We start from the raw sequence: 24,088 nt of genomic DNA on the forward strand, positions 1-24,088 counted from the left end.
TTCTAGCGGACTTTGATCAACCAAGCTCTTTTGCCGCGCCACTAGGCGATCGCGAAAACGCAAGACACATTCTAAATCAACCCCACTGGATGAAGCGAAGACTTCAGATGTACTACCTGGTTCGATTGCTCAATATTCAATATCGCCAAAAGTGCCGCCGAACTGTGATGACGACAAAAAGGCAACCAGTGAAGAGTCCTATTGCCGGGATGAAGCCCAAGATATTGCTCAGTGTATCCGAATACGGCAGTTCGAGCCCATTAGTCTGCCAATAGACCAACATCCACAGACCGGTGATGGCGAGTGCCAAACTCTGAACGAGATAGACCGACCATCGCCTTTCAAAAGTAAGCCCCAGAGCTGCTACTCCAGACAACAAGCAAAAGACGAGTGACATCCACCCGTAGGCTGGCGGATTGTTGCTCGAATTGAAGTCACCAAATGTGCTCCAGCGCCACGAATAGAACATGAGGCAAAGCAGAAGCAGAACAGCTACCCACATCGACTTCGACTTGATCATGGTTCCTCAGCAATACAGCGGTTCAACAGGAGTGCACTTCACTACTAAACGGCTGGTGAGAGTGAAAAGCTCGTCTGACAGCCTGGTGCGCTAGATGGAGAAAAGGAGCGGATGATTGCCACTTTTGAGGGGCGATTTTCGGGGACTTTGAAAACGGAGAAAGTGCACGCGCGAAAAAGCGACCATTTGCGCGCCCAATCCACCGCGCAGACTGCACATTTATCACACAATATCAATGAGTTGAGTACTGGCGGAGAGAGTGGGATTCGAACCCACGAGACCCTTACGAGCCTACACGCGTTCCAGGCGTGCGCCTTCAACCACTCGGCCATCTCTCCATCAGATGAAAGGGAACGGCGCGCACTATACTCAGGACGGGCCCGAGCGCAACCATTTGCCCTCCATCTCCACAACAGCGCGCGCAAACCCTTGACGGGCCGGGCGAATAGGTCGCAATGGTAGCCCATTCCCTCGCGAGTATGGCGTTCCTGCCTATCAGCGACGAGCCGAAATGACCGCACAGCGCATCCTCAAGATTATTGCTCTGATAGCCCTGGCAGCGGGCATCGCCGCGTTCCACCAGTGGCGCACGACCGGACTTCCACCCGACCCGTGGTTGCTACGGCTGGCAACCGGCGGTGTGGCTGCCGCCGTTCTCGTAGGCCTGATAAGCCAGGAGACCCGTCCACGGGTCATGCTGCGGTTCCTGTCGGGTGTCGCCGCACTCGTTGCCGTAATCGCCTTGGTTTCCGATCTTTCGAGAGCTGAGCCCGGCTTCACGTCTCTCAGCGGACACCTGTCTCAGTTGGCTCCCTCCGTGCTTGGGGCGGTGCGCAACGGCATCTCACAGACGCTTGGCGAGGCGGCCTGGAACAAGTGGGGGGCGGCGCTGTTCGCGACACCGACCTTCATCATGTTCTTCGTGATCAGCGCGATCTGCGCGTATGCATCGCGCAAGCGCCACAAGATTTCGGTCTACGTCAACTAGCCAACCGCACTACGCTCCCGACGCAAACTCAGCCAGCAATCCAAGCAGCACGATCGCGGCTAACGCGCTGGTGAGACCCAACATGATCCTACGATGCGCTACGTTTAGCCGTTCCTCCTCAGCGGGATCTAGGGTGTAGGTATCCGTGTCATAATGGCTGATGTATTCCAAGGAACGATCCGAGCGGCGACGTATCCAGATCGTTCTCTGATCGACAAGGGGAACTGCCGCGCGCGCCGCGATCTGTTCGCCGATCATTGCAAACGGAAAGGCGGGATCTTCAAAGCCTTCCAGCGTGTGCCCCACAACCGTCTCTTTATTATCTTTGGTCTTAATAACGAGACCGCGCAACAGAACGGGAGCGATCTTGCCGCCGAATACCTCACGCCGCAGCTCGACGCCCTTGATGGCGTGATAGGGAATGTCGTGGCTGGCGTAACTCCACAGCGGCACGGCGGCACCGTTCTTAGGTAGCGTGAACCGCAACGCCATCTTGCCAAGAACCAGGCGCGCGCGAATTGAGAACAGCAACTCGAAAGCCAGCATCGCCATGACCGCGCCGATCCCACAAGCAAGCAACATGAGAGCGGGAAGATCGTACCAGAGACCGTCGCTGACCCTTCGAACGATCATCACCACCATACCGACCGCAAACGGTAGAAGCGCAAGCAAGCTGAGCGCGAAGATGGTTTGACGCACAGCGCCAGTGCCGTAGTCGGTACGCGCTCGCCGCTGCTGAGCGATACGCTCGCGACGATTGGCAATGACTCGTGCGCGCCCGCGCAACGGCGAGCGCGGCGCCTCCAATGGAGTGGCGAAGTCATCGTCGGTTTCGGGCTGATCCGCCTGCACACTCGTTACTTCAGATGGCATTTATTCCCTTCTTACCTGCCCGCTTTACTTTTTCATGCACCGTATCCTGTCAGACACCGGAACATTATCGCGGCTGACATTGCGCGGCAATGTAATCAGACCAGCGACTCTTGGGTGTAATGTTCAAGACTATTTCACGCAAATGCGATCTCCACGACCGCTTGGATGCCAGCGACTGGGCCACCGGCTGAAACCGCAGAAAGCAAATGATCGTTCGAGATGAATCGCCCGCGCGGCGCGTATGCGCGCCCAGGAGATTCGACATCACGATGGGCTAGGGACCGCTACTGCACATTCGCCTCGCGCTTGGTGTGCGCGCGACGTTCCTTTACCGGCTTCAGCACCAAGTTCGACTTCTTGTTATCGGCCGACGGCTTGATTTTTGCGGGATCAACCATCGCCTCTGGCGGAATCGAAACCCCGTTCTTGCCGCTCTCTAACACCACTTTGCATTCGGCAGGAAGCTGCGTGAGCATCAGTGGCAGCTTGGGCGGCTTCTTCTTCGCGCCGGGCACGGCAGGCTTGGGAGGCCGAGCCAGCATTGCCAGCCAATCGTCAACTTCCTTGCCGCAGCCGTCATTCCCTGTGACCGGATGCTGTGCCCGGCAATGCGCAGAGCCTGACGGACACCCAATGCGAATGTGCATGTGGTAGTAATGGCCATAGTAGGGGCGCACTTTGCCAAGCCAAGCACGATCGGTTGGACCGGCGGCCTCGCACAGCGCCTTCTTGATGGCCGGGTGGACCAGAACGCGCTCGACCTGAGGATAGGAGGCAGCACGCTTGATGAGACGCACCTGCTTATCCGAGAACACCTTGGGATTGACGGCCAAACTCGTCTTGTCGAGCATAGAGGTCGCGGAAATGTTCTCGCGCTCCTTGCGGCTCAGCGTGTGATTTGGCATCGGCGTGAGCCAGATGTCGGCATCAAGGCCCATCTGATGGCTCGCATGTCCGGTCAGCATCGGGCCGCCGCGCGGCTGCGAAATATCACCTACCAGCAGCCCCGGCCAATCGTCGTGTGCACGTGCCGTTACAGCCAAGTCCTCGATCATCTTGATGAGAACGGGATGGCCCCAGTTGCGATTGCGCGACAAACGCATCGCCTGCCAGGCTGGACCATCAACCGGCAGCGCAACGCCGCCCGCCAAGCATCCCCGCGAATAATAGCCGATCGCACGCGATTGCAATGGAGAAGGCTCTCGCGCAGACGCAAACAGCATCTTCGCCGGAATAATCTTGGTACCATCGCCAGCATCGATCGTCCGCGCGGCCGTTGTCTTCAACTGTGCGGGCGAGGCCTTCCCACTCGCGTCGCGCGAGTTCAAAGCAGCTTTGATCGGGTCGACGTCCGCGGAAGGCACACGCGATTCCACCGCATTCTTATCGGCCTGCGGATCGTCTGGAACAGGTGTGAGCTGAATTGATCTTCGCGTATGGGCCGGTCGTGCAGGTGTTGCATCCGCACTGGTCGTTGGTGCGGAAACAGCGTCATCGCCAGCCGTCGTCGGCGGCGCATCGAACGCGGAACCCTTGAACGTCAGCGCATGATCGGTCGCCACGAAGCTTGGCAACTCTGGCGCTTGGGTCGGCGACAGTGCGGCAGGCGCTTCAGGCACTGCTGCAGCCTGCTGGGATGCAGGCACGTTTTCTAACGTCGAAGGGTTGGACGTGAACGGTGCGGCGATCTTGGAGGCAAGCGGTGCAAGATCGTCCGGTCGCGCGATCACCGCGCCCGTTGTCACCATCGCAATCGCTAGCAGGAACCTTGCGGTCCGCATCTCCCCGTCCTTAGAAAATCCCCGTCACTCGAAATGATCGATCATCAAAACCAATCAATTTATTATACTCTAACATCCCACTGCGATCAAAATTGGGCTTAAGAGCCTTTCCTGGTGAACCTAAACGGCAAGCTCAGGCTCCAGAGCAATTGCGAGGGCTTATCGTCCTGATAAGGCGATAGCCCTATCGTCATGTTTTCATGCCCCTTTTCCGGTTGAGCCGTATAAGTTCCAAATAACCGATCCCATAGGGAAAGATTGAAGCCATAGTTGCTGTCATGCTCCCTGCGCAGGACAGAGTGATGCACCCGGTGCATGTCAGGCGTCACGATCAAGGCGCGCGCGACTCGGTCTGCTCCCGCCGGCAACGCCAAGTTGGCGTGGGAGAACATCGCACATGCGTTGAGGATCACTTCGAAAGCGACAACCGCCAAGGCAGAAGGCCCCAGCGCGAATACCCAGGCAATCTTCCAGAGCATCGACAGGGCGATCTCAACCGGATGAAAGCGGATTGCGGTCGTGACATCGATATCGCGGTCGGCATGGTGAACCTGATGCAGTCGCCATAGCAGCGGAATTTTGTGCGACAGCAGATGTTGCAGCCAGATGGCAAAATCGAGCACGACCAATGCCACGACGAACTTGAGCCAATCCGGCCAATTCACCAGATTGAGCAGACCCCATCCTTGCGTTTGCGCGAAATGGGCCGCGGCCACCGCCGCGAGCGGCACGGTCAGCGCCGCCATGGCGCGCACCACGAGACTATCTGCCACGATGATCGAAAGATTTGTGAACCAGCGCCGCGCAGTCGGCTCATTACGGCGGCGCTTCGGGAAAACGCGCTCCATAACCGCCATCACCAGCAGCACCGCGGCAAAGACGCCAAATCTGACCCAGACCTCTTGACCGCTCTCAAGCAATATTCCCACTCCGTGACGTCGCCCTGCTATGAACGCAGCCGAACCCGACTTTAGCTGCATCAAAGCTGGCGGGGATAACAAAGAACATTAACGTGAGGCGCAATAAGCGACCCATGCCAGACTTTCTGAACACCGGCCCGGCGGACGCCGCCTCCCGCTTGCTTCTAGCCCATGGTGCGGGCGCACCCATGACAAGCCCGTTCATGGAAACGATTTGCGCGCTTCTTGCCGAGCGCGGGGTTTCTGTCACACGGTTCGAGTTCTCCTACATGGCGGCGCGGCGCAACGGCGGCAAGCGGCGGCCTCCGCCAAAGGCCGAAACTCTGATGGGCGAGTTCGAAGCAGCTATCGCTGAGGCACGCGCGCTCACGGGTAGTCAACAGCGGCTATTCATTGGCGGCAAGTCCTTGGGCGGGCGGGTTGCCAGTATGATCGCCGACACCGCCTTTGGCTCCGGCTCGATCCGCGGCCTTGTATGCCTTGGCTATCCCTTTCATCCGCCGGGTAAGCCGGATCAGCTACGCACTGCCCACCTCGCCCAACTTGCATGCCCCACCCTCATCATTCAGGGCGAGCGCGACCCGTTCGGCAGCCGAAGCGAGGTGGAGGCGATGTCCCTTTCAAAGGCGATCGACTTTCTCTGGGCTGTCGACGGCGACCACGACCTTGGCCCGCGCGGCGCCTCCGGCTTCACGCGCAAAGGCAACCTCACTGCGGCAGCCGACACCATCGCCGATTTCATGGGACGGATTGGCAAAGAGTGAGGCATCTCGGACCGCAGAAACCTTGGTTTACGCCCCGTCGCGTTGACGCAGCTTGTTGCGCCACCTAGAAGCACGGAGTCTGTTTCGCTGCCCGCCCTGCTTTCGAGCGCATCCAGAAGTCCTTATTCCGAAGCCAGCACAAGAAAACTTCTCTCAATGACCACCATCCCCGCCGACATCGCCGCTGCACTTTCCAACGCGAAGGCTTGGCCCTTCGAAGAAGCGCGCAAGCTCATCAAGCGCCTGGACCGGTTGCCGGACGGGAAAGACAAAACGGTGCTGTTTGAGACCGGCTATGGACCATCGGGACTTCCTCACATCGGAACCTTCGGCGAGGTCGCTCGCACCACTATGGTGCGCCATGCTTTTGAGCTGCTGACCGAAGGCAAGAGGAAAACGCGCCTTCTTTGCTTTTCCGATGACATGGACGGGATGCGCAAGATCCCCGACAACGTCCCTGATAAGGCGATGCTGGAGCCGCATCTGCACAAGCCTCTGACGGCTGTGCCCAATCCGTTCGGCGGCGACTTCGCCAGTTTCGGCGATCACAACAACGCAATGTTGCGCCGGTTCCTCGACACCTTCGGCTTCCAGTATGAATTCGCCAGCGCGACCGAATACTATAAGTCCGGCAAGTTCGACGCGATGCTTCTCCGCGCAGCCGAACGTTACGACGATATCATGGCGGTGATGTTGCCGACGCTCGGCGCGGAGCGTCAGGCGACATATAGCCCTTTCCTCCCCATCTCGCCCAAGACCGGCCGCGTGCTCTACGTGCCGATGAAGACGGTGGATGCAAAGGCCGGCACCGTGACCTTCGAGGACGAGGACGCAACCGAGATCACCCTTCCCGTCACTGGCGGCAACGTCAAACTGCAGTGGAAGCCTGACTTCGGAATGCGGTGGGCGGCACTCGGCGTCGATTTCGAAATGTTCGGCAAGGACCATCAGACCAACGCCGTCATCTACGACAAGATCTGCGAGATTCTGGGCGGAGTCGCGCCACACCACTTCGTCTACGAGCTTTTCCTCGACGAGCAGGGGCAGAAGATCTCCAAGTCCAAGGGCAATGGCGTGAGCATGGATCAGTGGCTCGACTACGCTACCCCCGAAAGCCTCGCGCTCTACATGTTCCAGAAGCCGCGAGAAGCCAAGCGCCTCTACTTCAAGATGATCCCGCAGAAGGTCGATGAGTATCTAAAGTTCCTCGCCGCCTACCCCAAGCAGGACGCGAAGCAGCGGTTGGAAAATCCGGTCTATCACATTCACTCCGGCAACCCACCGGCCGCCGAGTTGCCGATCACCTTCGTGCTTCTGCTCAACCTTGTCTCGGCATCGAACGCGCACGACAAGGACGTCTTGTGGGGTTTCATCCGGCGTATCGCGCCGGGCGCCACGGCACAGGAACATCCCCTGCTTGATAATTTGGTGGGGTATGCGATCCGTTACTACGACGACTTCGTGAAGCCTCAGAAGACGTTCCGCGAGGCCGACGAGGTGGAACGCTCTGCGCTCCAGGCGCTGTCCGATGCGTTTGGCAAAGCACCCGCCGATACAAGCGCGCAGGATCTGATGACGATCATCTACGACGTGGGCCGGGCAATCCCGCGATATCAAGATTTGAACGCGAAGGGCGCAACGCCTGAAAAGCCCGGCGTGTCCAATGCCTGGTTCAACGCCATCTACCAAGTCCTATTGGGCGAGGAAAAAGGACCGCGCTTCGGCTCGTTTGTAGAGCTGTATGGCATCGACAATACGCGCAAGCTGATCGCCGATGCGCTTGCGGGCAAACTCGTGACCGCCGCGTAAGTTCGAAGCTGGCACGCGCGCGAAGCAGACAAAAAACGGACCTCGAGGCAACGCCTTGGGGTCCGTCTCGTTTCAACGATTATTTCGTTTACTGCGCGGCCTTGATCACGCCGCAGGCAACACGCGCACCGCCGCCGCCGAGGGCGGGTTGATCGGTGTAATTATCGCCGCCCGCATGGATCATTAATGAGCGACCGACCACATCCGCGACCTTCACATTCGGAGCGGTCAGGGATGCCTTGGTCGCATCACCTTCGACCGTCAGCTTGGGCAGATCGCCCATATGGCCGTGGCCTTCGGGGCCTTCGTGCTTACCGCTCTTGGCCGGATCGAAGTGGCTGCCCGCGGCCAGACCGGCCACTTTCTTGCCGTCCTTCTCGCCCGGTCCGCAATCACCCTTCTCGTGGATGTGCATACCGTGCTCGCCAGCAGACAGGCCTTTCACCTCGATGTCGATGACGGCGCCTTTATCACTATCGGAAATCGTTGCCTTTCCGATCTCGTCGCCGACGCCTTCGGCAGAGATTGCGTTTATCGTTACCGACGCGGTTTCGCAAAGAGCTGCGGTGGGCGCCATCATAAGCGCGGCGCCGAGCGCGGCTATCGGAAGGGAGAATTTTTTCATGTAGGCTTTTCCTCGGAGCGGTTCGTCGTTGCACCAATAGGCAAGAGCCGTCGCATCCGCCGGAAAGAAGAACCGCCAGGACCGGACGACATCCCACGATATGGTTAGACGCGCCGCTGCGGTCAACGGTTGCATCCCGAAACGAGTCTTTTGGACTATGGGAGCTGACTATCCCAGTCTCGGATCGTCAGCTTCAACGGCGATGTACTCCCGGACGACACCACCGCCTACAGGCCGGTCTATCGGCAGGATGTATTGGTTCTCTCGCAATGCACCCAGCTCCCAGTCCCGCTCGGGTGACACGACCGTTACGTTTGGCCCGGCCCACACCACAACGGTTCCACCTTGCGCTTCCGCCGTGCGCGCCCAGTCCTTAATTGCAGCGTAATACGGCGCAACCCGCCACGCATCCGGCCTGCTCGTATCGACGTGTATTGCAATTCGGTTGTGAGCAGCCTCATAGTTGATGAGGAACTTTGCGTGTGAAGGCTTCCACCTCTCGTCGATGCTTACAATCCTCCTATATCCGCAATAGAAGGTGCGGCAGGCGACAGGGCGGTCTTCATAGATTGTGCAACCGCGTTTCTTGTCACATTGTGGACACCAGACACCGCGAGGCTTTTCCAGCACTTCGATGCTCAGAAGTTTGCAACACATCGTGCATCCTTCGCAGGAGCGGCCCGCTACCAATTCGTTTTCAGCTTGCGATTTTAGTTGCATGAAATTATCCCGGCCAAACGGCAAGACGTTAACGAAACGTTCTCCACTGGTGCCTCATAAGTTGGAGGCGAGCAACAACAGCCGATACCATGTTCGAACGCAACCGTGTCGATAACCGTGCCGAGACTCTGATCGCCGTCGAGATCACGATGGCCGATGGCGGCGTGCTCGCGGGCCGCGCAGTGCTGCCGGCGGGCCGTGGCGTGCATAAACTTCTCGATGGCGAGGAAGCCTTCCTATACGTGGAGGGGTTTCAAGGCGGCGGCAATTTCGTGCCCAAGGGCGACATCCGGAACGTCAAGGTCATCGCACCTCCACGCAACGTTGCGACCGCGCTGTTCATTCCGGATGCGCGCAACTTCGATCCGCACCGCGTTCTCGGGCTGGAAAAGGGTGCCTCATTCGAGCAGATCCGCGATGCCTACCATCGTCTGTCCAAGGTCTATCATCCCGACCGTTACGCCGCCATCGACCTACCCAAAGAGGTCAAGGCCTACCTGGAAGCGATGAGCAAGAACGTAAACGCAGCCTTCCAGGCTTTGCGATACGTCGGGCAGAAGCAACAGCCTATCTACTCGCGCCGCGGCGCCTGAGCGGCCCCTACGTCTTCCTGCAGCAAACTGCGCCTTGCCTTTGCGCGCGCCAGCGGCTAACCCGCGCCTCTGCCATATTCGAGAGCGAGGAACGCAACTCATGCCGCTATTGCGATTTGATCTTATCGAGGGACGCACGGACGAACAGCTTGCCACCCTGCTCGACGCCGCACATCGCGCCATGCTCGCAGCGTTCAAGGTGCCGGAGGGAGATCGCTATCAGATCGTCCACGAGCACAAACCCTCGCGCATGATCATCGAAGACACCGGCCTTGGCATTGCGCGCACGAAGGATGTCGTCTTCTTGCAGGTGACCACACGGCCAAGGCCGCGCGAGCTGAAAGAAACATTTTATCGCCTGCTCGTTGCCGAGCTGGAGAAGAGCTGCGGCATCAAACCGGCCGACGTCGTGATCTCCATGGTCTCCAACACCGACGAAGACTGGTCGTTCGGGCACGGCCGCGCGCAGTTCCTGACAGGTGAACTTTAGAAGGCTGTGATTCAGGGCCTGACAGCGAATACGTTATCGATGCGCGCGCGGCTTTGTGCGCGCATTTTTTCGTCCAGCTCACCGGACTCGTCGGCTTTCAGCAACGCCGAATACATCGTGTCCAGGTGCTTCTCGCTGTAGGACAGCAGCAGGAAATCCACTCCTGCATTGAGAGCCTTGACGGCGGCCGCACCCAACCCGGGCTTGCCGCGCGTGATGGCACCCATGCTGAAATCGTCAGTCACGAGCAGGCCTTCATTTTCCCAGGTTTCGCGCATCAGTGTGCTTACAATTGTTCGCGAATAGGAAGCGGGTGCTGTCTTATCGAGAACGCCTACGCGCACGTGTCCCAACATGGTCACGACGTTGGGCTTGCCCATCAGACGGCGAAACGGAACCCAATCGTTCAGCTCCAGGGTACCTTCGGTGGCGGAGATCTCCGCACTGGCGACGTGCGTGTCGCGCTTGACGCGGCCGAGCCCGGGGAAATGCTTCAATGTGCATAAAATGCCCGCTTCCGCGAGCGTATCGCAGTACCAGCCGGCGACCTTCGCGACCGTATAGGGATCCGATGAAATGGCGCGCAGACGCAGGCGCGTTTCGCCATCGCTGCGGTTGCTGGGATCTAGCTTCAGATCGACCACGGGGCCGAAGTTCATGTTGACACCGACGCGCGAAAGTTCCGCCGCTTGCGTGCGCGCATAGTTCTCCACGATAGGACGCCGGTCGACATCGTGATCGACCTTGGCGAGAAGTTTTCCGAGCGACGGCTGGCGACGAAGCGGCGGGGATAGGCGCGAGACCGCACCGCCCTCTTGATCAGCAGCGACGATCAGCGGAGGCAGTCCCTGCTCTCGACGGATCTGCTGAAGGGCGTCGATGTCAGCCTTTACATCGTCCGCTTTGCGCCCGCGCACATTGTGATCCGTTATAAAAATTCCGGCGATCGCACGTGCCTCCACCAGCGCCTTGACTTCCGAGAGCAGGTGATAACCGACAATGATGTGGCGGCCCAATCGGCCCAGCCGTTCAGTATCGGAGCTTAAAATCTCTGCCCGATTGAGCAATGGCGTGTTGGCATTTTTGGCCGACAGATCATTCGCCGCTTCTGGTAACTCTGTTTCTGCTTCTGTCTTTGCCAGACGCTGCTTATGAGGCTTGTGGTGCACATGAGCGGTACGACTTGAAGAGGAAGCCTTATGCGATTTGCGCGCAGACGCAGGCTCTGCGCCAAACGGCAATAAAAGCAGCGCCCCTGCGAGAAGTGTAACGATGGCGGACTGCGGCCTCATTAGGTGTCACCTTACGATCCTGATGCGGCCACAACGCCACAACTTGAGATTTGAAGAGGGAAGATGATCCGTCGTCAAATATTAAGGCTGCACTCAGTAAATCCGAACCGGAAAGTAACGTTGAACCAGTTCCTCGAAGCGCCCTGACGCCCTCACCTTGCGCAGGGCTTCGTTGATCAGTGCCTTCAGCTCCAGATCACCCTTGGGAAGCGCAATAGCCAAACCATCGCCAAAGAACTTCGGTTCCAAGAATGGCCCGCCCTTCATCTCACAACATTGCCGCGACAGCGTCCCGTTGATCCAGAAGGCCAGGGAAATGCCGTCATCGAAAACATAGTCTGCCTTACCCGAAGCAACAGCTTCGTGCGCAAGATCCGCGTTCTCGAACACAACAAGCGGGCTGTCCCGGAAAAAGAACTTCAGATAAGCCTCGTGCGCGGTCCCGCGCGCCACAGCAATGCGCTTGCCGTAAAGGCCCGACGGCGAGATTTCTAAATCCTCCGCCTCCTTGGGGCCGGCGAACCGCGCGGGCGTATGGAAGTAGCGGTCGCTGAAGTCCACATCGGCCAGTGCGGTCTTCGTAACCTTCTGCGCTGCGATGATTGCGTCCGCCTCTCCCGATTTCAGCCCGGGGATGAGATCTTCCCAGCTCCGGCTCTTGATGTCGCAAGACGTGTTCAGCTCAAGGCAGATAGCGCGCGCAAGATCGACATTGAACCCGACCAACGCACCTTCCTCGTCGTAGAAATTGAACGGAGGAAAATCGCTATCGGTCAGAAATCGTATCACCACGCGCCGCGCAGGACGTTCCGCGGCCGTCTTGCCCGACAATACTACGGCTTCTCCCGCAGGGTTGTTGATACTCTGCGCAACCGCAGGCTGGACCTGTGCATCGCACCAAACGAGCGTCAGAAGCAAAGCGACCGCCGCGGCCTTTTTGACTGCTACGTTCGACGAACGCCCACTTGAAGTCTGTGCGGATGATGTTTTCATGCGCTGAATGCCAATCGTCCTTATCAGGAGCTTGTGGTCTTCTACCTTCGACGCCTAACTCAACGCTGCGCCCCTGGCTATAGTGTGGCGGGGCAGAACGGGCAAGACTTGTGGGGGAAATGGCGCGCATGTTGCGTGCGGGGGACGAAATAGAGACACGGACAACGATACGCACGGGAGATTACAGCCCCGCTGCCCCTGGCGTTGCGCGCCCGCTGACGGATGCGCCCTCCGAATGTGATTCGGCCTCCCAGCCCTCGCATCTGCCGTTGAGTCCCGACATTGAGACCTCCGTTCGGTTGGACAGCGCCTTGAATAGGCTGCGACGGGCGCATCCCGAAATGTCAGCCGATGTACTCATTACCCGCTCCCAATGCATCGCCTTCGCAAGTGTTGCCTGGCTCGCCATTGCCCTGTGGTTCGCGGCGCCGGGATTTGCGGGAACGTTGGGCTTTGCTCTGCTCAGTTTGCCGTTCTTTTGCATCACAGCCTTGCGGCTGGCGGCGTTGTGGCATCTGTCGAGCGATGAAGGCTCAAAGACGAACCATGTTCAAGGGTCTGGCACGGATCCGGAAACCTGGCCTGCTTACACGCTCATCGTTCCCCTCTACCGCGAAGCTAAGGTAGCCGAGGCCCTCGTGCGGTCTTTAGCAGTTCTCGATTACCCGACCGATCGCCTTCAAGTCCTGCTCGTCACAGAACAAGAGGACGAGGCGACACGGCGGGCGCTCGAAGCATCCGCGCTCACGGAATCCATGAAGGTGCTGACGGTCCCCGCAGGCGTGCCGCGCACCAAACCGCGCGCGCTGAATTACGCGCTCACCTTCGCGACCGGGGAGATCGTCGCCGTCTACGACGCGGAGGATGCACCTGCCCCCGATCAGCTCAAGGTCGCCGCTCGCGCCATGCACGTATCGGGCAATCAACTAGCCTGCGTGCAAGCGCGCCTCGACATCTACAATCCCGGCGACACATTTTTCACCCGACAATTCACCCTCGAATACGCCGCGTTGTTCTTTGCCCTTCTGCCTGCTTACGCGCGCGTGGGGTTTCCCCTCCCTCTCGGCGGGACGTCCAACCATTTCTCCCGCGAAGCCCTTGAGCGGTCAGGAGGATGGGACCCGTTCAACGTGACGGAGGATGCCGACCTCGGCCTCCGACTGGCCAGGCTGGGTTACAAGGTGGCCGTCGTCTCATCGGATACCTGGGAAGAATCGCCCGCGACGTTCGCGCAATGGTTTGGACAGCGCACCCGCTGGATCAAAGGCTGGATGCAGACCTATCTGGTGCACATGCGCAACCCTGCCCGGCTTTGGCGTGACCTTGGCCCGTCGGCCTTTCTGGGCTTCCAAATGATCTTCGGTGGCTTGATCCTCTCGGCACTTGTCCATCCGCTGATTTTTGTTGTCCTCGCCTTTCATCTTGCTCAGGGCGCACCGTTCAGCGCCCCAGACTCGGGCTGGAAGGTGGCTGTCTACGGTGCCTATGCCCTAAACGTCCTGGCGAGCTACGCCTCTGCCATGATGCTCGGCGCTGCGTGCGCCCGTAGACGCTCCAAGCCCTGGCTGGCGCGAGCAACTCTGGGACTTCCGGTCTATTGGCTCATGATATCGGGGGCCGCATATATGGCCGGGGCCGAATTCGTCCGTCGTCCCTACCATTGGACAAAGACCACACACACGGGCTCCGGTCGCGAAACGATGCCATAAAGTTCGTTCTTGTTCTTGTAACGATGAGCCGTCTCCCGTCGAACCTCCGCGAGGTCGAAGCCTGGGACCAACCCTGCGGCCCTGGTCGCGCGCACGGTGCGTTTATCAGCCTTGGCCTTTCGATCAGGCTCGTGCACATTGGCCCGCCTTTCGTTGGGCTCGGGCTTGCGAAGAAAACAACAGGGGATGACCTCATGGCCGGCTACTACGACACTCAGCACCTCGCGGACTTCGGAAAGATCGCGGACGTGCAGCCCGATCTCGGAAAAAAGTTTTTTGAGTACTACGGCGCTGTTTTCGCCGATGGCGCACTCACTGCGCGCGAAAAGAGCCTCATCGCGCTTGCCGTCGCCCATGCCGTGCAGTGCCCCTATTGCATCGACGCCTATACACAGGACTGCCAGCAGAAGGGCGCCGACATCGAGCAAATGACGGAGGCGCTTCACGTGGCTGTTGCCATTCGTGGCGGCGCCTCTCTCGTTCACGGCATGCAGATGCGCGAAAAAGCCAACAAGCTGGGAATGTAGATGACGGAATTGATCCCGCCGGGCCGTTTCAAGGAAGTGGCCGACGCGGTTGCATCCGATGCGCAATCGCCACGCGCCGCGCAAAGCCTGCAGCGCCGACACGCGCCGCTGTCGTCCACCCGTGCTCAGCTTGAGATGCTTGACGCCGTGCCAATCGAGAGGGACGGCCGCCAGATCGCATTCGAGGATCTGACGGGCGGGCCGCTCAAACCTGCCAAGCTCGACATCTTTCAAGTCAATCTCGGCAAGTTGTGCAACATGGCCTGCCGGCATTGCCACGTCGATGCCGGCCCTGATCGCACCGACGCGATGATGAGCGACGAAACCGTCGATCAGGTAATTGCCGCCATCCAACGCAGTTCGGCCACGACGGTCGATCTCACCGGCGGCGCACCCGAACTCCATCCGCGCTTTCGCGATCTGGTCGATGCCAGCGTAGCGGCGGGCAAGCACGTGATGGACCGTTGCAATCTCACGATCCTTCTGGTGCCGCGCAACGCCGGATTGATCGACTGGCTGGCGGAACGCAACGTCGAGATCGTCGCCTCGCTGCCGCACTATCGCCGGCCCAATACCGACTCCCAGCGCGGCGCGGGCGTCTTCGACAAGTCGATGAAAGCCATGGCGATGCTGAACGCCGCCGGTTATGGCAAAGGTGATCCCGCCCACCGGCTGACGCTTGTCTCGAACCCCTCAGGCGCGTTCCTCGGGGCCTCGCAGGCGACCCTCGAGCAGGAATGGCGCGAAGCGCTCGCGCGCACGCACGGCGTCACCTTCGACCGGCTGTTCGTGCTCAACAACATGCCGATCTCGCGCTTTCTGGAATGGCTGGAGACATCTGGAAATCTCAACGCCTACATGGAGCGGCTGGTGGCCGCCTTCAATCCATCCGCCGTGGACGGTCTCATGTGCCGCAACACGCTGTCGGTCAGCTGGGACGGACGACTCTACGATTGCGATTTTAACCAAATGCTCGACCTCACGCTCGAACCGGCTAGCAACGCTCATATCGCCGATTTCAACGAGAAGAGCTGGCACCGCCGCTCGATCGTCACCGCACGTCACTGCTTTGGCTGCACCGCAGGTGCAGGCAGTTCGTGCGGCGGCCAGACCGCATGATGCGCCTATTCAATTTGACGTACGCAAACGAGTCGCGCATCTTTGAGTGTCAAGAGGCAAGGATGAAGCGGAGCTAATAGCGGAGCGGACAATGAGAGCAATGCTTTCAAGTGACCCTGGAGTCCCATGGAAGCGTTATACGGTTGTTGGCAGTGAGAGTGAGCTATTTGGGGAGTTCGACACTCAAGAAGAAGTTCTTGAGGTCTTGAGGAACGTCCCCGACATCGAGTGCACGATCAAGTTCGGCCTGGACGTCGAATGGAACGGTCCTGAGCGCGACGAGCTTGCCCGCAAGATCGAAGAGTTATGAATAGGCCCCGCCGATGAGCGGGGCTTTTGCTTTTCGAAATTCGCTAGAGCGTCAGCGAAACTGATCCCGCCGTAGCACGCCCACGTCCGCGCAGCAGTCTACAGCGTGGCGGACGCGGATGGAGCGGGCGAAGGGAATCGAACCCTCGTATGCAGCTTGGGAAGCTGCCGTTCTACCATTGAACTACGCCCGCAATATCAATGACTTAGCAAGACACAGCAGTTGAATAAGCTGTTGTTTTCGCACTTTCAAGTCACTGAACTCGCCTCAAGTCGTATCAATACCTTAGCCAACCTGCATCGTCTAGCCGAGTGCTAAAAGTGCCAAATTAGGTGCCAAATCTTATCCACATCCTCAGCTTGCCGAGATGCTGTTAAAGCGTACACTGAATTTATATGAAACTAGAAGACCAAGTGTGCTCATTAGAGCTGGCGAAGAGGTTGAAGGAATTGGGAGTGAAGCAGGACAGCTATTTCGATTGGGAGCAATCATCCAGCATCTCGAGGTCCTACAACGCGGGCATCGTCATCGACGAGAAGTTCAATATTGGTGACCACCGCGTCACAGTAAGTTCGCGACATCTACTCACTGCTGCTGTGGTTCTCCCGTTCCCGAATGAGCGACAGAAGATACGTGACGCTGCCTGCTCCGCATTCACCGTCGCTGAGTTGGGGGATATGTTGCCGAAGAGTATGATGATCATTAGCTACAGCGGCTATGCCGAAGCATCATGGTGCTGCGAGCTAAATCATGGCGGAGAACGGGAGCACCGAGAATACGCGGACACAGAAGCCGACGCCCGCGCCAAGATGCTCACCTACCTCGTAGAGCACGACCTCATCACGAAAACGCCAAGCCCAAAATCCAACCAATGATCTGCCTAATGGTTTGTGTCTTGGCTTCTTTTCCAGCTTCCTTACCAGTAGTCATAGCAGCCTCAGCCAACTTTTCGCCGACCGTTTTCTGTTCCTCTTTCGTCTTTCCACCAAGCGCAGCGGGTAGTGCAGCGTTTAAGGCCTCAAAGGCCTTCGGCGACAGCACATACTTGTTGTTAGCCGTGGTAGTGCCTTCCCTCTCTAAAAAATACCCTGTTTGCACTAACCAACGTACTGTGTAGGCGACAAACGTATTCGCATCGACCTTGTTCACCACGCCATCGGCTATTGCACCGTTTAACTCCCGAACAATCTCTGCAGGTCTAAGCTTGATACCTACAGGGAAGTGATTGTGTAGCTTCACGAGAAGATGTGCAGCGCACAAATTGAACTGCTCGATGTTCTTCATCTATCCCCCACAAACAAAAAGCCCCTCACGGAGCTTTCTCAACTTGCATCATCTTGTGTCAAAAACGAAGTGCCAAATCAGTGCCAAAACGCTGTAACACTCTGATTGAAACGAGCGTAAAAAAGCTTGGGAAGCTGCCGTTCTACCATTGAACTACGCCCGCGCTCGCCGATGGTCTAGCACAGCTCGCTCTGGCGGAAAAGGATGCGCCGCCCGTCCATCCCGCCTCACCATTCCGCCTGGTGAAAAAATCAAAGCCCCGGCCAAAGACTGGGGCTTCGCTTTCTACGGATCGCGCCTGCGGCTGTTACTTCTTGGCCGCGAGCAGATCACGAATTTCTTTCAGATAGACCTCGGTCGGGGGCGGGGCTGCGGGAGCCGCTGCAGGAGCCGGCTTCTTCATCGTGTTGATTGCCTTGATCAGCATGAAGATGGCGAAGGCCGTGATCATGAACTTGATGATGGCGTTGAGGAACAGACCGTACCTGATCTCGATGGGTTCGGTCGGCGTCGGCAACCCGACAGAGAGGGTGGAGAAATCGACGCCCGCCATCAGATAGCCGATCGGCGGCATGATGATATTGTCGACCAGCGTCGAAACGATCGGCGAGAACGCGGCGCCCATGATCACGCCGACGGCGAGATCGACGACGTTGCCGCGCATGGCGAATTCTTTGAATTCCTGCAACATGCTCATGTTTGAAGGTCCTTCCCCTGGGTGTCGTTGTTAAACGGCTTCAGTGTTGTCGGGAGGTCGGGCCCGTAGGCCGGGAACCGCTGCCCCTCGTAAGGAATAGGCCGGTCACAACAAGACCGGACGATTCGCCGCGAAGCTAGGATACATCAGTCCGAAGAGCAATCTGAGCACTCGTAGCGATTTGCCCTGGAAAAGCGGAGGTCTCATTCACTGGATCACAATATTTGGCCATGAATCCCGGTCAGAACGGTTCAGGTCGGAATCTGGTTGGAATTGTTTGGAACCTGGGCTTTGGCACCATGGGGGGACGGCCGCGACTGTGCATGGCGCGATTGACCGGCGCTGACGCGCAGGATTTGGCCTGCTAAAGCGGTGAGCCAGAGCCGCGCGGCCGACGGGGACGCTTGATCCTTAGGTCCAAAAGCGACGCCAAGGGTCTTGAGGGGAGACACGATCATGGAACGTAAGGAACGCAAGCCCTATTGGCGGTCCACGAAATGGCAGCTCATCGCCAGTCTCGTGCCCTTCGTGTGCGTCATGCTGGTGCTGCCGATGTACGCCGAGCAACTCAATACCAACCGCTTCCTGGGCTTTCCTCTCGGCTACTTCCTGGCCGCTCATGGCTTCTTCCTGGTCGCCGTAGTTACGGTTGCAAGCTACGTCAATCGCCAGAACGCCATCGACCACTGGCACGGCGCCAACGAAGATCTCTGAGCACGCGCATTCCGTCCTTCCGCCTCGCAGGTCCCGCCAGCCAAGGGTAGCCCTCTAAAAGATGTCATTTTCCTCGCGAACACGTTTGATCAATCCGCGGCTGGGGACCTACTTCAGCATCTTTGCGGCGCTGTTTGCGGCACTGTTCCTGCTTTCGCTGATCTTCGAGCAACTGAGCATCAGCGACGATCTTCTTCGGATGGGACTGTTTGCTGGTCCCCTCATTCTTTACGTCGCCATCGGCGCGGCCGTCGCATCCAAGCAGCCGCTGGACTACTTCGCGGCCGGTCGCCGTGTACCCGCTGGCTATACCGGAATGCTGCTGGCGATCATTGCCTGCGGCGGCACGATGCTGGTCGCGGGTACCGGCGCCTTCTTCCTCTCCGGCTTCGATGCGCTGGTTCTGATGATGGGCGGGCTTGCGGGCTTCGTTCTGATGGCGATGCTGCTGGCACCCTTCTACCGCAAGTTCGGTGCCTATACGGTGCCGAGCTACCTGGGCAGACGATTTGACAGCCGATCGCTGCGCATCGTGGCGGCCATGGTCACGGCGGTGCCAATCCTTCTTGTGCTCTCCGCAGAGTTGCACATCGGCGCTGGCGTCGCGGCGCATCTCACCGGCTACGGACCCGGCACGATGATGGCCGTGTTGGTGGCAACGGTCATCGTCATTGTCGTTCCTGGCGGCAAGAGAAGCTTCACCTGGGCGGCCGTCGCGCAATCTGTGGCCGCTATCCTCGGACTGGCCATTGTTGCCGCCACCATCGCGACACTGGTCACGAGCCTTCCGGTTCCCCAGCTCATGCACGGGCCTTTGGTGCGCAACATGGTGCGTAACGAGGTGCCCCAGGGATTGTCCGTCATAAACGCCGCGTCTCTCGCCTTCGATCTTCCCGGCCAGGGATTGCAGCACATCACAAAGCCCTACACCCAGCCCTTCGGCTCAATCGGCGCACCCGCATTCGCATTGGGCGTCCTCATGATTGCAACAGGACTTGCCGCCGCTCCCTGGCTGTTGCCCCGGGTTGCCGCAACACCTTCCGTCTATGACGCGCGGAAATCGCTGGGCTGGGCGACCGTACTGTTCGGCATCGTCCTCCTGACGATCTCGTCCCTTGCCGTCTTCATGCGCGACTTCGTGTTGGATTTCATCATGACGGAGCGGGTCGGGGCGTTGCCGCAATCCATCACCGACCTGATGAACCTGGGCTTCATGTCTCTGGCCGAGGGCGCCGACCAAGGCAATTCGATTGGCTACGACGCCATGTCGTTCGATCGCGACGGCATCATCTTCGCCACCGGCGTCGCCGTCGGACTTCCACGCTCATACATGTACCTTGGTATGGCCGGCGCACTGGCGGCGAGCCTTGCCTCGATCTGCGCGACCACGATGGCCCTGTCCGCAATCCTGGCTGAGGACGTGGTGCAGGGCTCGAATTGGGAGCCTTCTGCAAGTCCATCACGCGTTTGGACGGCTCGAGCCTTCGTAGGCGTTGCAGCGTTGAGCGGAGCGGTACTCAGCTTGCTGGCGCCCACCGACCCGCTGCAGCTCGTGCTCTGGGCTCTCGCCCTGACCAGCGCCAGCCTGTTCCCGCTGCTGGTGCTGTCGATATGGTGGAAGCGCCTCACCCACAATGGGGCGCTGGCCGGCATGTTGACGGGGTTTGGCGTCGCGGCGATGGCGATCTTCATGTCCGAGGCCGGGATCCTGGGACTTCCCAGCGCCATTGCCGGCGTCCTCGGCCTGCCCTTTGCCACGATCGTGGCCATGGCGCTGTCGAGCGCCTTCCCGGAAACGAGCCGCCACGATCTCGAAGTCGTACGCGACATCCGCATTCCAGGCGGCGAGATCATCTACGACCGCGAGATGCGCCGGCTCGAGATCAAGAAGCACGCTCGCAAGTAGGCAAATCCCGCGGCATCACCCAACCCAACGTCTGGCGAATCAACGCCAATCTCTCAGCGCCCGTCCGGCCATACAGCTAAAACGAGGCAAGCTGCGCTGCCGCGCAACCCTCTGTCTAAAAAATAGAAATCGCAATCGCCAGGGTTCGGACACAAACTTTAACCCGGCATTTACTCGGCGCTGACAGCTTCCTTCTCACAGTTCGAATCGTACCGCGTCCGGATTCTCACGGGCCTAAGCAGCGCTAAAGCGCAGGGGACGAGGCGAACCCTCTTTTACCGCGAATGGACCGTCCAAGAGACCCGGATCAGGTACGCCCTGAGGGAAGACGATGTCCAATACCAACTGGAACGAGAGAGACCTAAGCAGCAATGCTGCAAACTTCGACCCTGCGGAAGGCCAAGGCTGCCACGCCGCCGACCTCAAGGAACTGCTGAACACGATCGTCAGCCAGATCACCGAGGCCGATCGCCGCCAAGCCGATACGCTCAACCAGTTGCAGGAACGCCTGAGCACAATGGGCCGCGACGCCCGTTCGCTGCGCGACAAGGTTCCGGACAAATACCAGCTCGCATTTGAGCGCATCGAGGCCGGCATGGCCGAGCTTGCCGCCCGCATCAGCGAGAGCGGACCATCATACCCGGCCGCGAACGTTGAGACGGATCACCACCACGCGACACAGCCGTTTGGTCCTGCCACGACTTTCTCCGAACTTCGCACTTTCCAAGACGAAACTGGTATGGCGAGCGCACCCCAAACAATCGCCGAGGCCGCCAATGCCTCCGAGCCGCCAATGGCGCTGCGCTCGGCGCTCGCGAACTCGACCGCATGGCGGCGCGAAGAAAACACCCACAAGCCCATGCACGACGTCGACACCTTCGATGTCATCGAAAGCCTGCCGGGCGACGTCACCAATCCTTGGGACGACGATTCAGCCGAAGCGCTTGCCAGCGTCTACGACAAGGAGCCGGACGCATTCCCGCAGGATGCCTATTCATCCTCCGCTGGCGAAACAACACGCAATTATCCCTCAAGCGATGCGCTTGGTTCCGCATCTGTTGCCGATCACGGCTGGCTTGAGAAGCGGTTTGCAGAGATCTCCAAGCAGATCGAGACATCGATTGCCGAGATTCGTCCTGACGAGTCCTTCTTTGCCCTCGGCCAACGGCTCGATCAGTTCGAGCGCAGTGTGACCCAGGCCTTTGAGAACGTCGCATCGCAATCGGATTTCGAGGCGATCCGCCAGCTCGAAAGCCACATGATCGCGATTGTGGAGCACCTGGAATCGAGCCAAGGTCAACTGTCGCGCATTGAAAGCATCGAAGCGCAATTGGCCGATATCGGCGCCCGGCTCGACGCAATCCACGCCTTGGCAGACAGCGCTGCACCGGCCTACGCGGGCGATATGGGCGAGCACGGTGGCAACATGGACGTCACGGCCATCGCCAAGGCGGCGGCCGACGAGACCGCAGCTCGCCTGTCGGAATTTGCGCAGAACGCCGGAGACGGCTCTGGCATCCATGACCTTCGCGGTCTGCTTGAGCAATCCATGTCCAACGCTCGCCAGAGTGAGGAAAACACCAACGCGCTGCTGGATACGCTGCAACAGGCCATGATCCGGCTTCTCGATCGCATGGACGCCGTCGAATACAACCAGCATCAGGCCGCCAGCCAACTGGCGCAACCTGCCTTCCAACAGGCTCCAGAACGGACGTTCCATACCGAAGACCCTTATACGCGCCAGATGCCGGATCCCGAACCGGAGTTCGATGACTACGCACATGCGGAATCTTTGAACGATGTGCGCCGGGATCCTGATCCCATTGGTCTGGATGAAGCAGTAGCCGCAGTGGCGGCCAAGACTTCTATGCTCGCGCCGCGGCATCAAGTTTCCGACAGCGAGGTGGATGACCTGGCCCCAGCAAAGCCAGAACGCTCAGAACCTGAAAAACTGCGCCAGGATTTCATCGCCGATGCGCGCCGCGCCAGAATGCGACTGGCTGCGGAAGCTGGCGACGATGAGCTTGAGGTTTCGGCTCCGTTGGCGGCGATCCCTCGCGAACCCATCGCCCCGGCGCCCGCTAAGGCCGCCAGAGCCTCAAAACCCGCAACGACAACCGTTTCAGATGCGCCCGCGAAGAAGGCATCGGCTATTTCGCCGCGCGTCGTTGCACTGTCCATCGCACTCGCCATTGCAAGCGGCGCCTATCTGTTTAATCCCTTCGCAAAATCGGGCGTGCCGACAGGCAATCCTGGCGCGATGATGAACCAGACATCCGCTCCGACAGCCCCCGCAGGCGACAATACCGCGGCCAAGGCGAACAAGGGCAACGCCGGTGCCGATGCGCCACCGCCGGAAGCGGACTTCGGCACGCCCGAAAAGCGCTCTCAACTGAACCTTCATCAGATGTACGGTAGCGCTCCGGCCTCCACGCTTGCGATGAGCGGCGTCGCTCTGGCGCACCAAGCTACATCTGCCGACGCCATCGAGCGGTCGCGCCGTGAGCAAGCCATGGCCAGCATCTCCACGCGTCTCGGACAGGCTGCGGCCGAAAACCCTGCGATCGTTTCTCCGACGGCCTTAGATCTCGCCGCCGTCCCTCGCAACGACAACGTCGCCGATCAGGTCGACTCCGGACATCGCAGCGCCCTGGACATGCCCCCGGCTATGGTGGGCCCACTTTCACTACGCCTGGCCGCGGCTAACGGCGACCCGTCGGCAGAGTTTGAGGTCGGCGCGCGCATTGCCGAGGGCAAGGGCCCGGATCAGAACTTCAAGGAAGCAGCCAAGTGGTATATGCGCTCGGCATCGAAGGGGTTTGCACAGGCTCAGTATCGCCTGGGCACCTTGTACGAGCGCGGTCTAGGAATGAAGCCCGACGAAGCACGGGCCAAGGAGTGGTACGCACGCGCCGCCGGACAGGGCAACATAAAGGCCATGCATAACCTTGCCGTGCTGAGCGCCAACGGCAAGACGGGCTCTCCCGACTACGCAATCGCTGCCCGCTATTTCAAGGATGCCGCCGCTCGTGGCCTTTCCGACAGCCAATTCAACCTCGCCGTCCTCTACGAAAACGGCTTGGGCGTCCCTGCCGATATGCGTGAAGCCTACAAATGGCTGTCGCTCGCCGCGCGCCACGGCGACAAGGAGGCCTTGCGCCGTCGGGATATCATGAAGGGCAAGCTTACGGCGGCAGAACTCAAAGCAGCAGAGAAGATGGCGGCCGGTTTCCGCCCGCTGCCGACTGATCCGCTCATCAACGATGCCCGGACCGCTGGCGAGGCATGGAAGAAGAACTCTTCCGACCAAGGTTGAGGTGGGGGCCCGGTTCTTTCCGGCCACCTGCGCCGTAATACCGTAATAATGCTTGCTTCTTTCCCTTCTCATGGGGCTCCGACCCGTCTATAGCCAACACGTAGTGATGTGTGGCGCTGTTGCGATGGTCGCGCGGCC

At 59.3% G+C, this 24,088-nt stretch carries 23 protein-coding genes and 2 tRNA genes; 13 read left to right on the forward strand and 12 right to left on the reverse strand.

Translation table 11 applies throughout. From position 1 onward, the window contains the following. Positions 1-136 precede the first annotated feature (136 nt). Complete coding sequence (locus tag R3D51_00885) at positions 137-520, reverse strand: hypothetical protein (protein MEZ5898025.1); 384 nt, start codon at positions 518-520, stop codon at positions 137-139. Between the two features lie 248 nt (positions 521-768). Beyond that, positions 769-858: transfer RNA gene (locus tag R3D51_00890), tRNA-Ser, on the reverse strand. Positions 859-1,031: 173 nt separating this feature from the next. Here R3D51_00890 and R3D51_00895 point away from each other — a divergent pair. Then, entirely contained in the window at positions 1,032-1,508 is a 477-nt protein-coding gene (locus R3D51_00895) for a hypothetical protein (GenBank protein MEZ5898026.1), read from the forward strand. Between the two features lie 9 nt (positions 1,509-1,517). Here R3D51_00895 and R3D51_00900 read toward each other — a convergent pair whose 3' ends face one another. The 3 genes from R3D51_00900 to R3D51_00910 all read right to left on the reverse strand — a co-directional run bounded on the left by R3D51_00900 (position 1,518) and on the right by R3D51_00910 (position 5,091). Beyond that, positions 1,518-2,381, reverse strand: coding sequence for a hypothetical protein (locus R3D51_00900; GenBank protein ID MEZ5898027.1), 864 nt, complete (start codon positions 2,379-2,381; stop codon positions 1,518-1,520). A 284-nt stretch (positions 2,382-2,665) separates the two neighbouring features. Next, positions 2,666-4,162, reverse strand: a complete 1,497-nt coding sequence (gene mepA / locus R3D51_00905; GenBank protein ID MEZ5898028.1) for a penicillin-insensitive murein endopeptidase — start codon at positions 4,160-4,162, stop codon at positions 2,666-2,668. A gap of 98 nt (positions 4,163-4,260) precedes the next feature. Then, positions 4,261-5,091 (reverse strand): sterol desaturase family protein, encoded by an 831-nt coding sequence (locus R3D51_00910; GenBank protein MEZ5898029.1) that lies wholly within the window; start codon positions 5,089-5,091, stop codon positions 4,261-4,263. A 104-nt stretch (positions 5,092-5,195) separates the two neighbouring features. On the opposite strand from R3D51_00910, the gene R3D51_00915 reads away from it, so the two are divergent. Together R3D51_00915 and R3D51_00920 are read left to right on the forward strand one after the other, a co-directional pair. After that, positions 5,196-5,846, forward strand: coding sequence for an alpha/beta family hydrolase (locus tag R3D51_00915; protein ID MEZ5898030.1), 651 nt, complete (start codon positions 5,196-5,198; stop codon positions 5,844-5,846). A gap of 156 nt (positions 5,847-6,002) precedes the next feature. After that, a complete protein-coding gene (locus R3D51_00920) occupies positions 6,003-7,655 on the forward strand; it encodes a lysine--tRNA ligase (GenBank protein MEZ5898031.1) in 1,653 nt (550 codons plus the stop codon). A gap of 88 nt (positions 7,656-7,743) precedes the next feature. On the opposite strand, the gene sodC is transcribed toward R3D51_00920, so the two are convergent. Together sodC and R3D51_00930 are read right to left on the reverse strand one after the other, a co-directional pair. Further along, a complete protein-coding gene (gene sodC / locus R3D51_00925; GenBank protein MEZ5898032.1) occupies positions 7,744-8,280 on the reverse strand; it encodes a superoxide dismutase [Cu-Zn] SodC in 537 nt (178 codons plus the stop codon). Between the two features lie 168 nt (positions 8,281-8,448). Then, a complete protein-coding gene (locus R3D51_00930) occupies positions 8,449-9,000 on the reverse strand; it encodes a YkgJ family cysteine cluster protein (protein ID MEZ5898033.1) in 552 nt (183 codons plus the stop codon). A gap of 89 nt (positions 9,001-9,089) precedes the next feature. On the opposite strand from R3D51_00930, the gene R3D51_00935 reads away from it, so the two are divergent. Together R3D51_00935 and R3D51_00940 are read left to right on the forward strand one after the other, a co-directional pair. Then, on the forward strand, positions 9,090-9,593 hold the full coding sequence (locus R3D51_00935; protein ID MEZ5898034.1) for a DnaJ domain-containing protein: 504 nt from the start codon (positions 9,090-9,092) through the stop codon (positions 9,591-9,593). Positions 9,594-9,693: 100 nt separating this feature from the next. Further along, positions 9,694-10,083, forward strand: coding sequence for a tautomerase family protein (locus R3D51_00940; GenBank protein ID MEZ5898035.1), 390 nt, complete (start codon positions 9,694-9,696; stop codon positions 10,081-10,083). Positions 10,084-10,094: 11 nt separating this feature from the next. On the opposite strand, the gene R3D51_00945 is transcribed toward R3D51_00940, so the two are convergent. Together R3D51_00945 and R3D51_00950 are read right to left on the reverse strand one after the other, a co-directional pair. Further along, positions 10,095-11,375 (reverse strand): glycoside hydrolase family 3 N-terminal domain-containing protein, encoded by a 1,281-nt coding sequence (locus R3D51_00945; protein MEZ5898036.1) that lies wholly within the window; start codon positions 11,373-11,375, stop codon positions 10,095-10,097. Positions 11,376-11,468: 93 nt separating this feature from the next. Next, entirely contained in the window at positions 11,469-12,368 is a 900-nt protein-coding gene (locus R3D51_00950) for a transporter substrate-binding domain-containing protein (protein MEZ5898037.1), read from the reverse strand. A gap of 341 nt (positions 12,369-12,709) precedes the next feature. On the opposite strand from R3D51_00950, the gene R3D51_00955 reads away from it, so the two are divergent. The 4 genes from R3D51_00955 to R3D51_00970 all read left to right on the forward strand — a co-directional run bounded on the left by R3D51_00955 (position 12,710) and on the right by R3D51_00970 (position 16,033). Next, complete coding sequence (locus R3D51_00955; GenBank protein MEZ5898038.1) at positions 12,710-14,077, forward strand: glycosyltransferase; 1,368 nt, start codon at positions 12,710-12,712, stop codon at positions 14,075-14,077. 194 nt (positions 14,078-14,271) lie between these two features. After that, on the forward strand, positions 14,272-14,604 hold the full coding sequence (locus R3D51_00960; GenBank protein ID MEZ5898039.1) for an arsenosugar biosynthesis-associated peroxidase-like protein: 333 nt from the start codon (positions 14,272-14,274) through the stop codon (positions 14,602-14,604). After that, a complete protein-coding gene (gene arsS / locus R3D51_00965) occupies positions 14,605-15,723 on the forward strand; it encodes an arsenosugar biosynthesis radical SAM protein ArsS (protein MEZ5898040.1) in 1,119 nt (372 codons plus the stop codon). A 91-nt stretch (positions 15,724-15,814) separates the two neighbouring features. Beyond that, positions 15,815-16,033, forward strand: coding sequence for a hypothetical protein (locus R3D51_00970; protein MEZ5898041.1), 219 nt, complete (start codon positions 15,815-15,817; stop codon positions 16,031-16,033). Between the two features lie 119 nt (positions 16,034-16,152). Here R3D51_00970 and R3D51_00975 read toward each other — a convergent pair. Then, positions 16,153-16,226 (reverse strand) — tRNA-Gly (locus R3D51_00975). 202 nt (positions 16,227-16,428) lie between these two features. Here R3D51_00975 and R3D51_00980 point away from each other — a divergent pair. Then, a complete protein-coding gene (locus R3D51_00980; protein MEZ5898042.1) occupies positions 16,429-16,908 on the forward strand; it encodes a hypothetical protein in 480 nt (159 codons plus the stop codon). Here the strand turns inward: R3D51_00980 and R3D51_00985 are convergent. Both R3D51_00985 and mscL read right to left on the reverse strand, forming a co-directional pair. Next, positions 16,874-17,317, reverse strand: coding sequence for a hypothetical protein (locus R3D51_00985; GenBank protein ID MEZ5898043.1), 444 nt, complete (start codon positions 17,315-17,317; stop codon positions 16,874-16,876). The genes R3D51_00980 and R3D51_00985 overlap by 35 nt on opposite strands. A gap of 307 nt (positions 17,318-17,624) precedes the next feature. Further along, positions 17,625-18,014 carry a large-conductance mechanosensitive channel protein MscL gene (gene mscL / locus R3D51_00990; protein ID MEZ5898044.1) on the reverse strand — a complete coding sequence of 130 codons (390 nt, stop codon included), beginning with the start codon at positions 18,012-18,014 and terminating at the stop codon, positions 17,625-17,627. A 456-nt stretch (positions 18,015-18,470) separates the two neighbouring features. On the opposite strand from mscL, the gene R3D51_00995 reads away from it, so the two are divergent. From R3D51_00995 to R3D51_01005, 3 genes are all read left to right on the forward strand, one after another. After that, the gene (locus R3D51_00995; GenBank protein ID MEZ5898045.1) at positions 18,471-18,728 is read left to right on the forward strand and encodes a DUF4212 domain-containing protein; all 258 of its coding nucleotides are present in this window, start codon (positions 18,471-18,473) and stop codon (positions 18,726-18,728) included. A gap of 61 nt (positions 18,729-18,789) precedes the next feature. After that, positions 18,790-20,634, forward strand: a complete 1,845-nt coding sequence (locus R3D51_01000; GenBank protein MEZ5898046.1) for a sodium:solute symporter — start codon at positions 18,790-18,792, stop codon at positions 20,632-20,634. A gap of 331 nt (positions 20,635-20,965) precedes the next feature. Beyond that, positions 20,966-23,950 carry a tetratricopeptide repeat protein gene (locus R3D51_01005; protein ID MEZ5898047.1) on the forward strand — a complete coding sequence of 995 codons (2,985 nt, stop codon included), beginning with the start codon at positions 20,966-20,968 and terminating at the stop codon, positions 23,948-23,950. The last annotated feature ends 138 nt before the right edge of the window (positions 23,951-24,088 follow it).

The sequence above is a fragment of the Hyphomicrobiaceae bacterium genome (assembly GCA_041397645.1).
Lineage (GTDB): Bacteria > Pseudomonadota > Alphaproteobacteria > Rhizobiales > Hyphomicrobiaceae > Hyphomicrobium_B.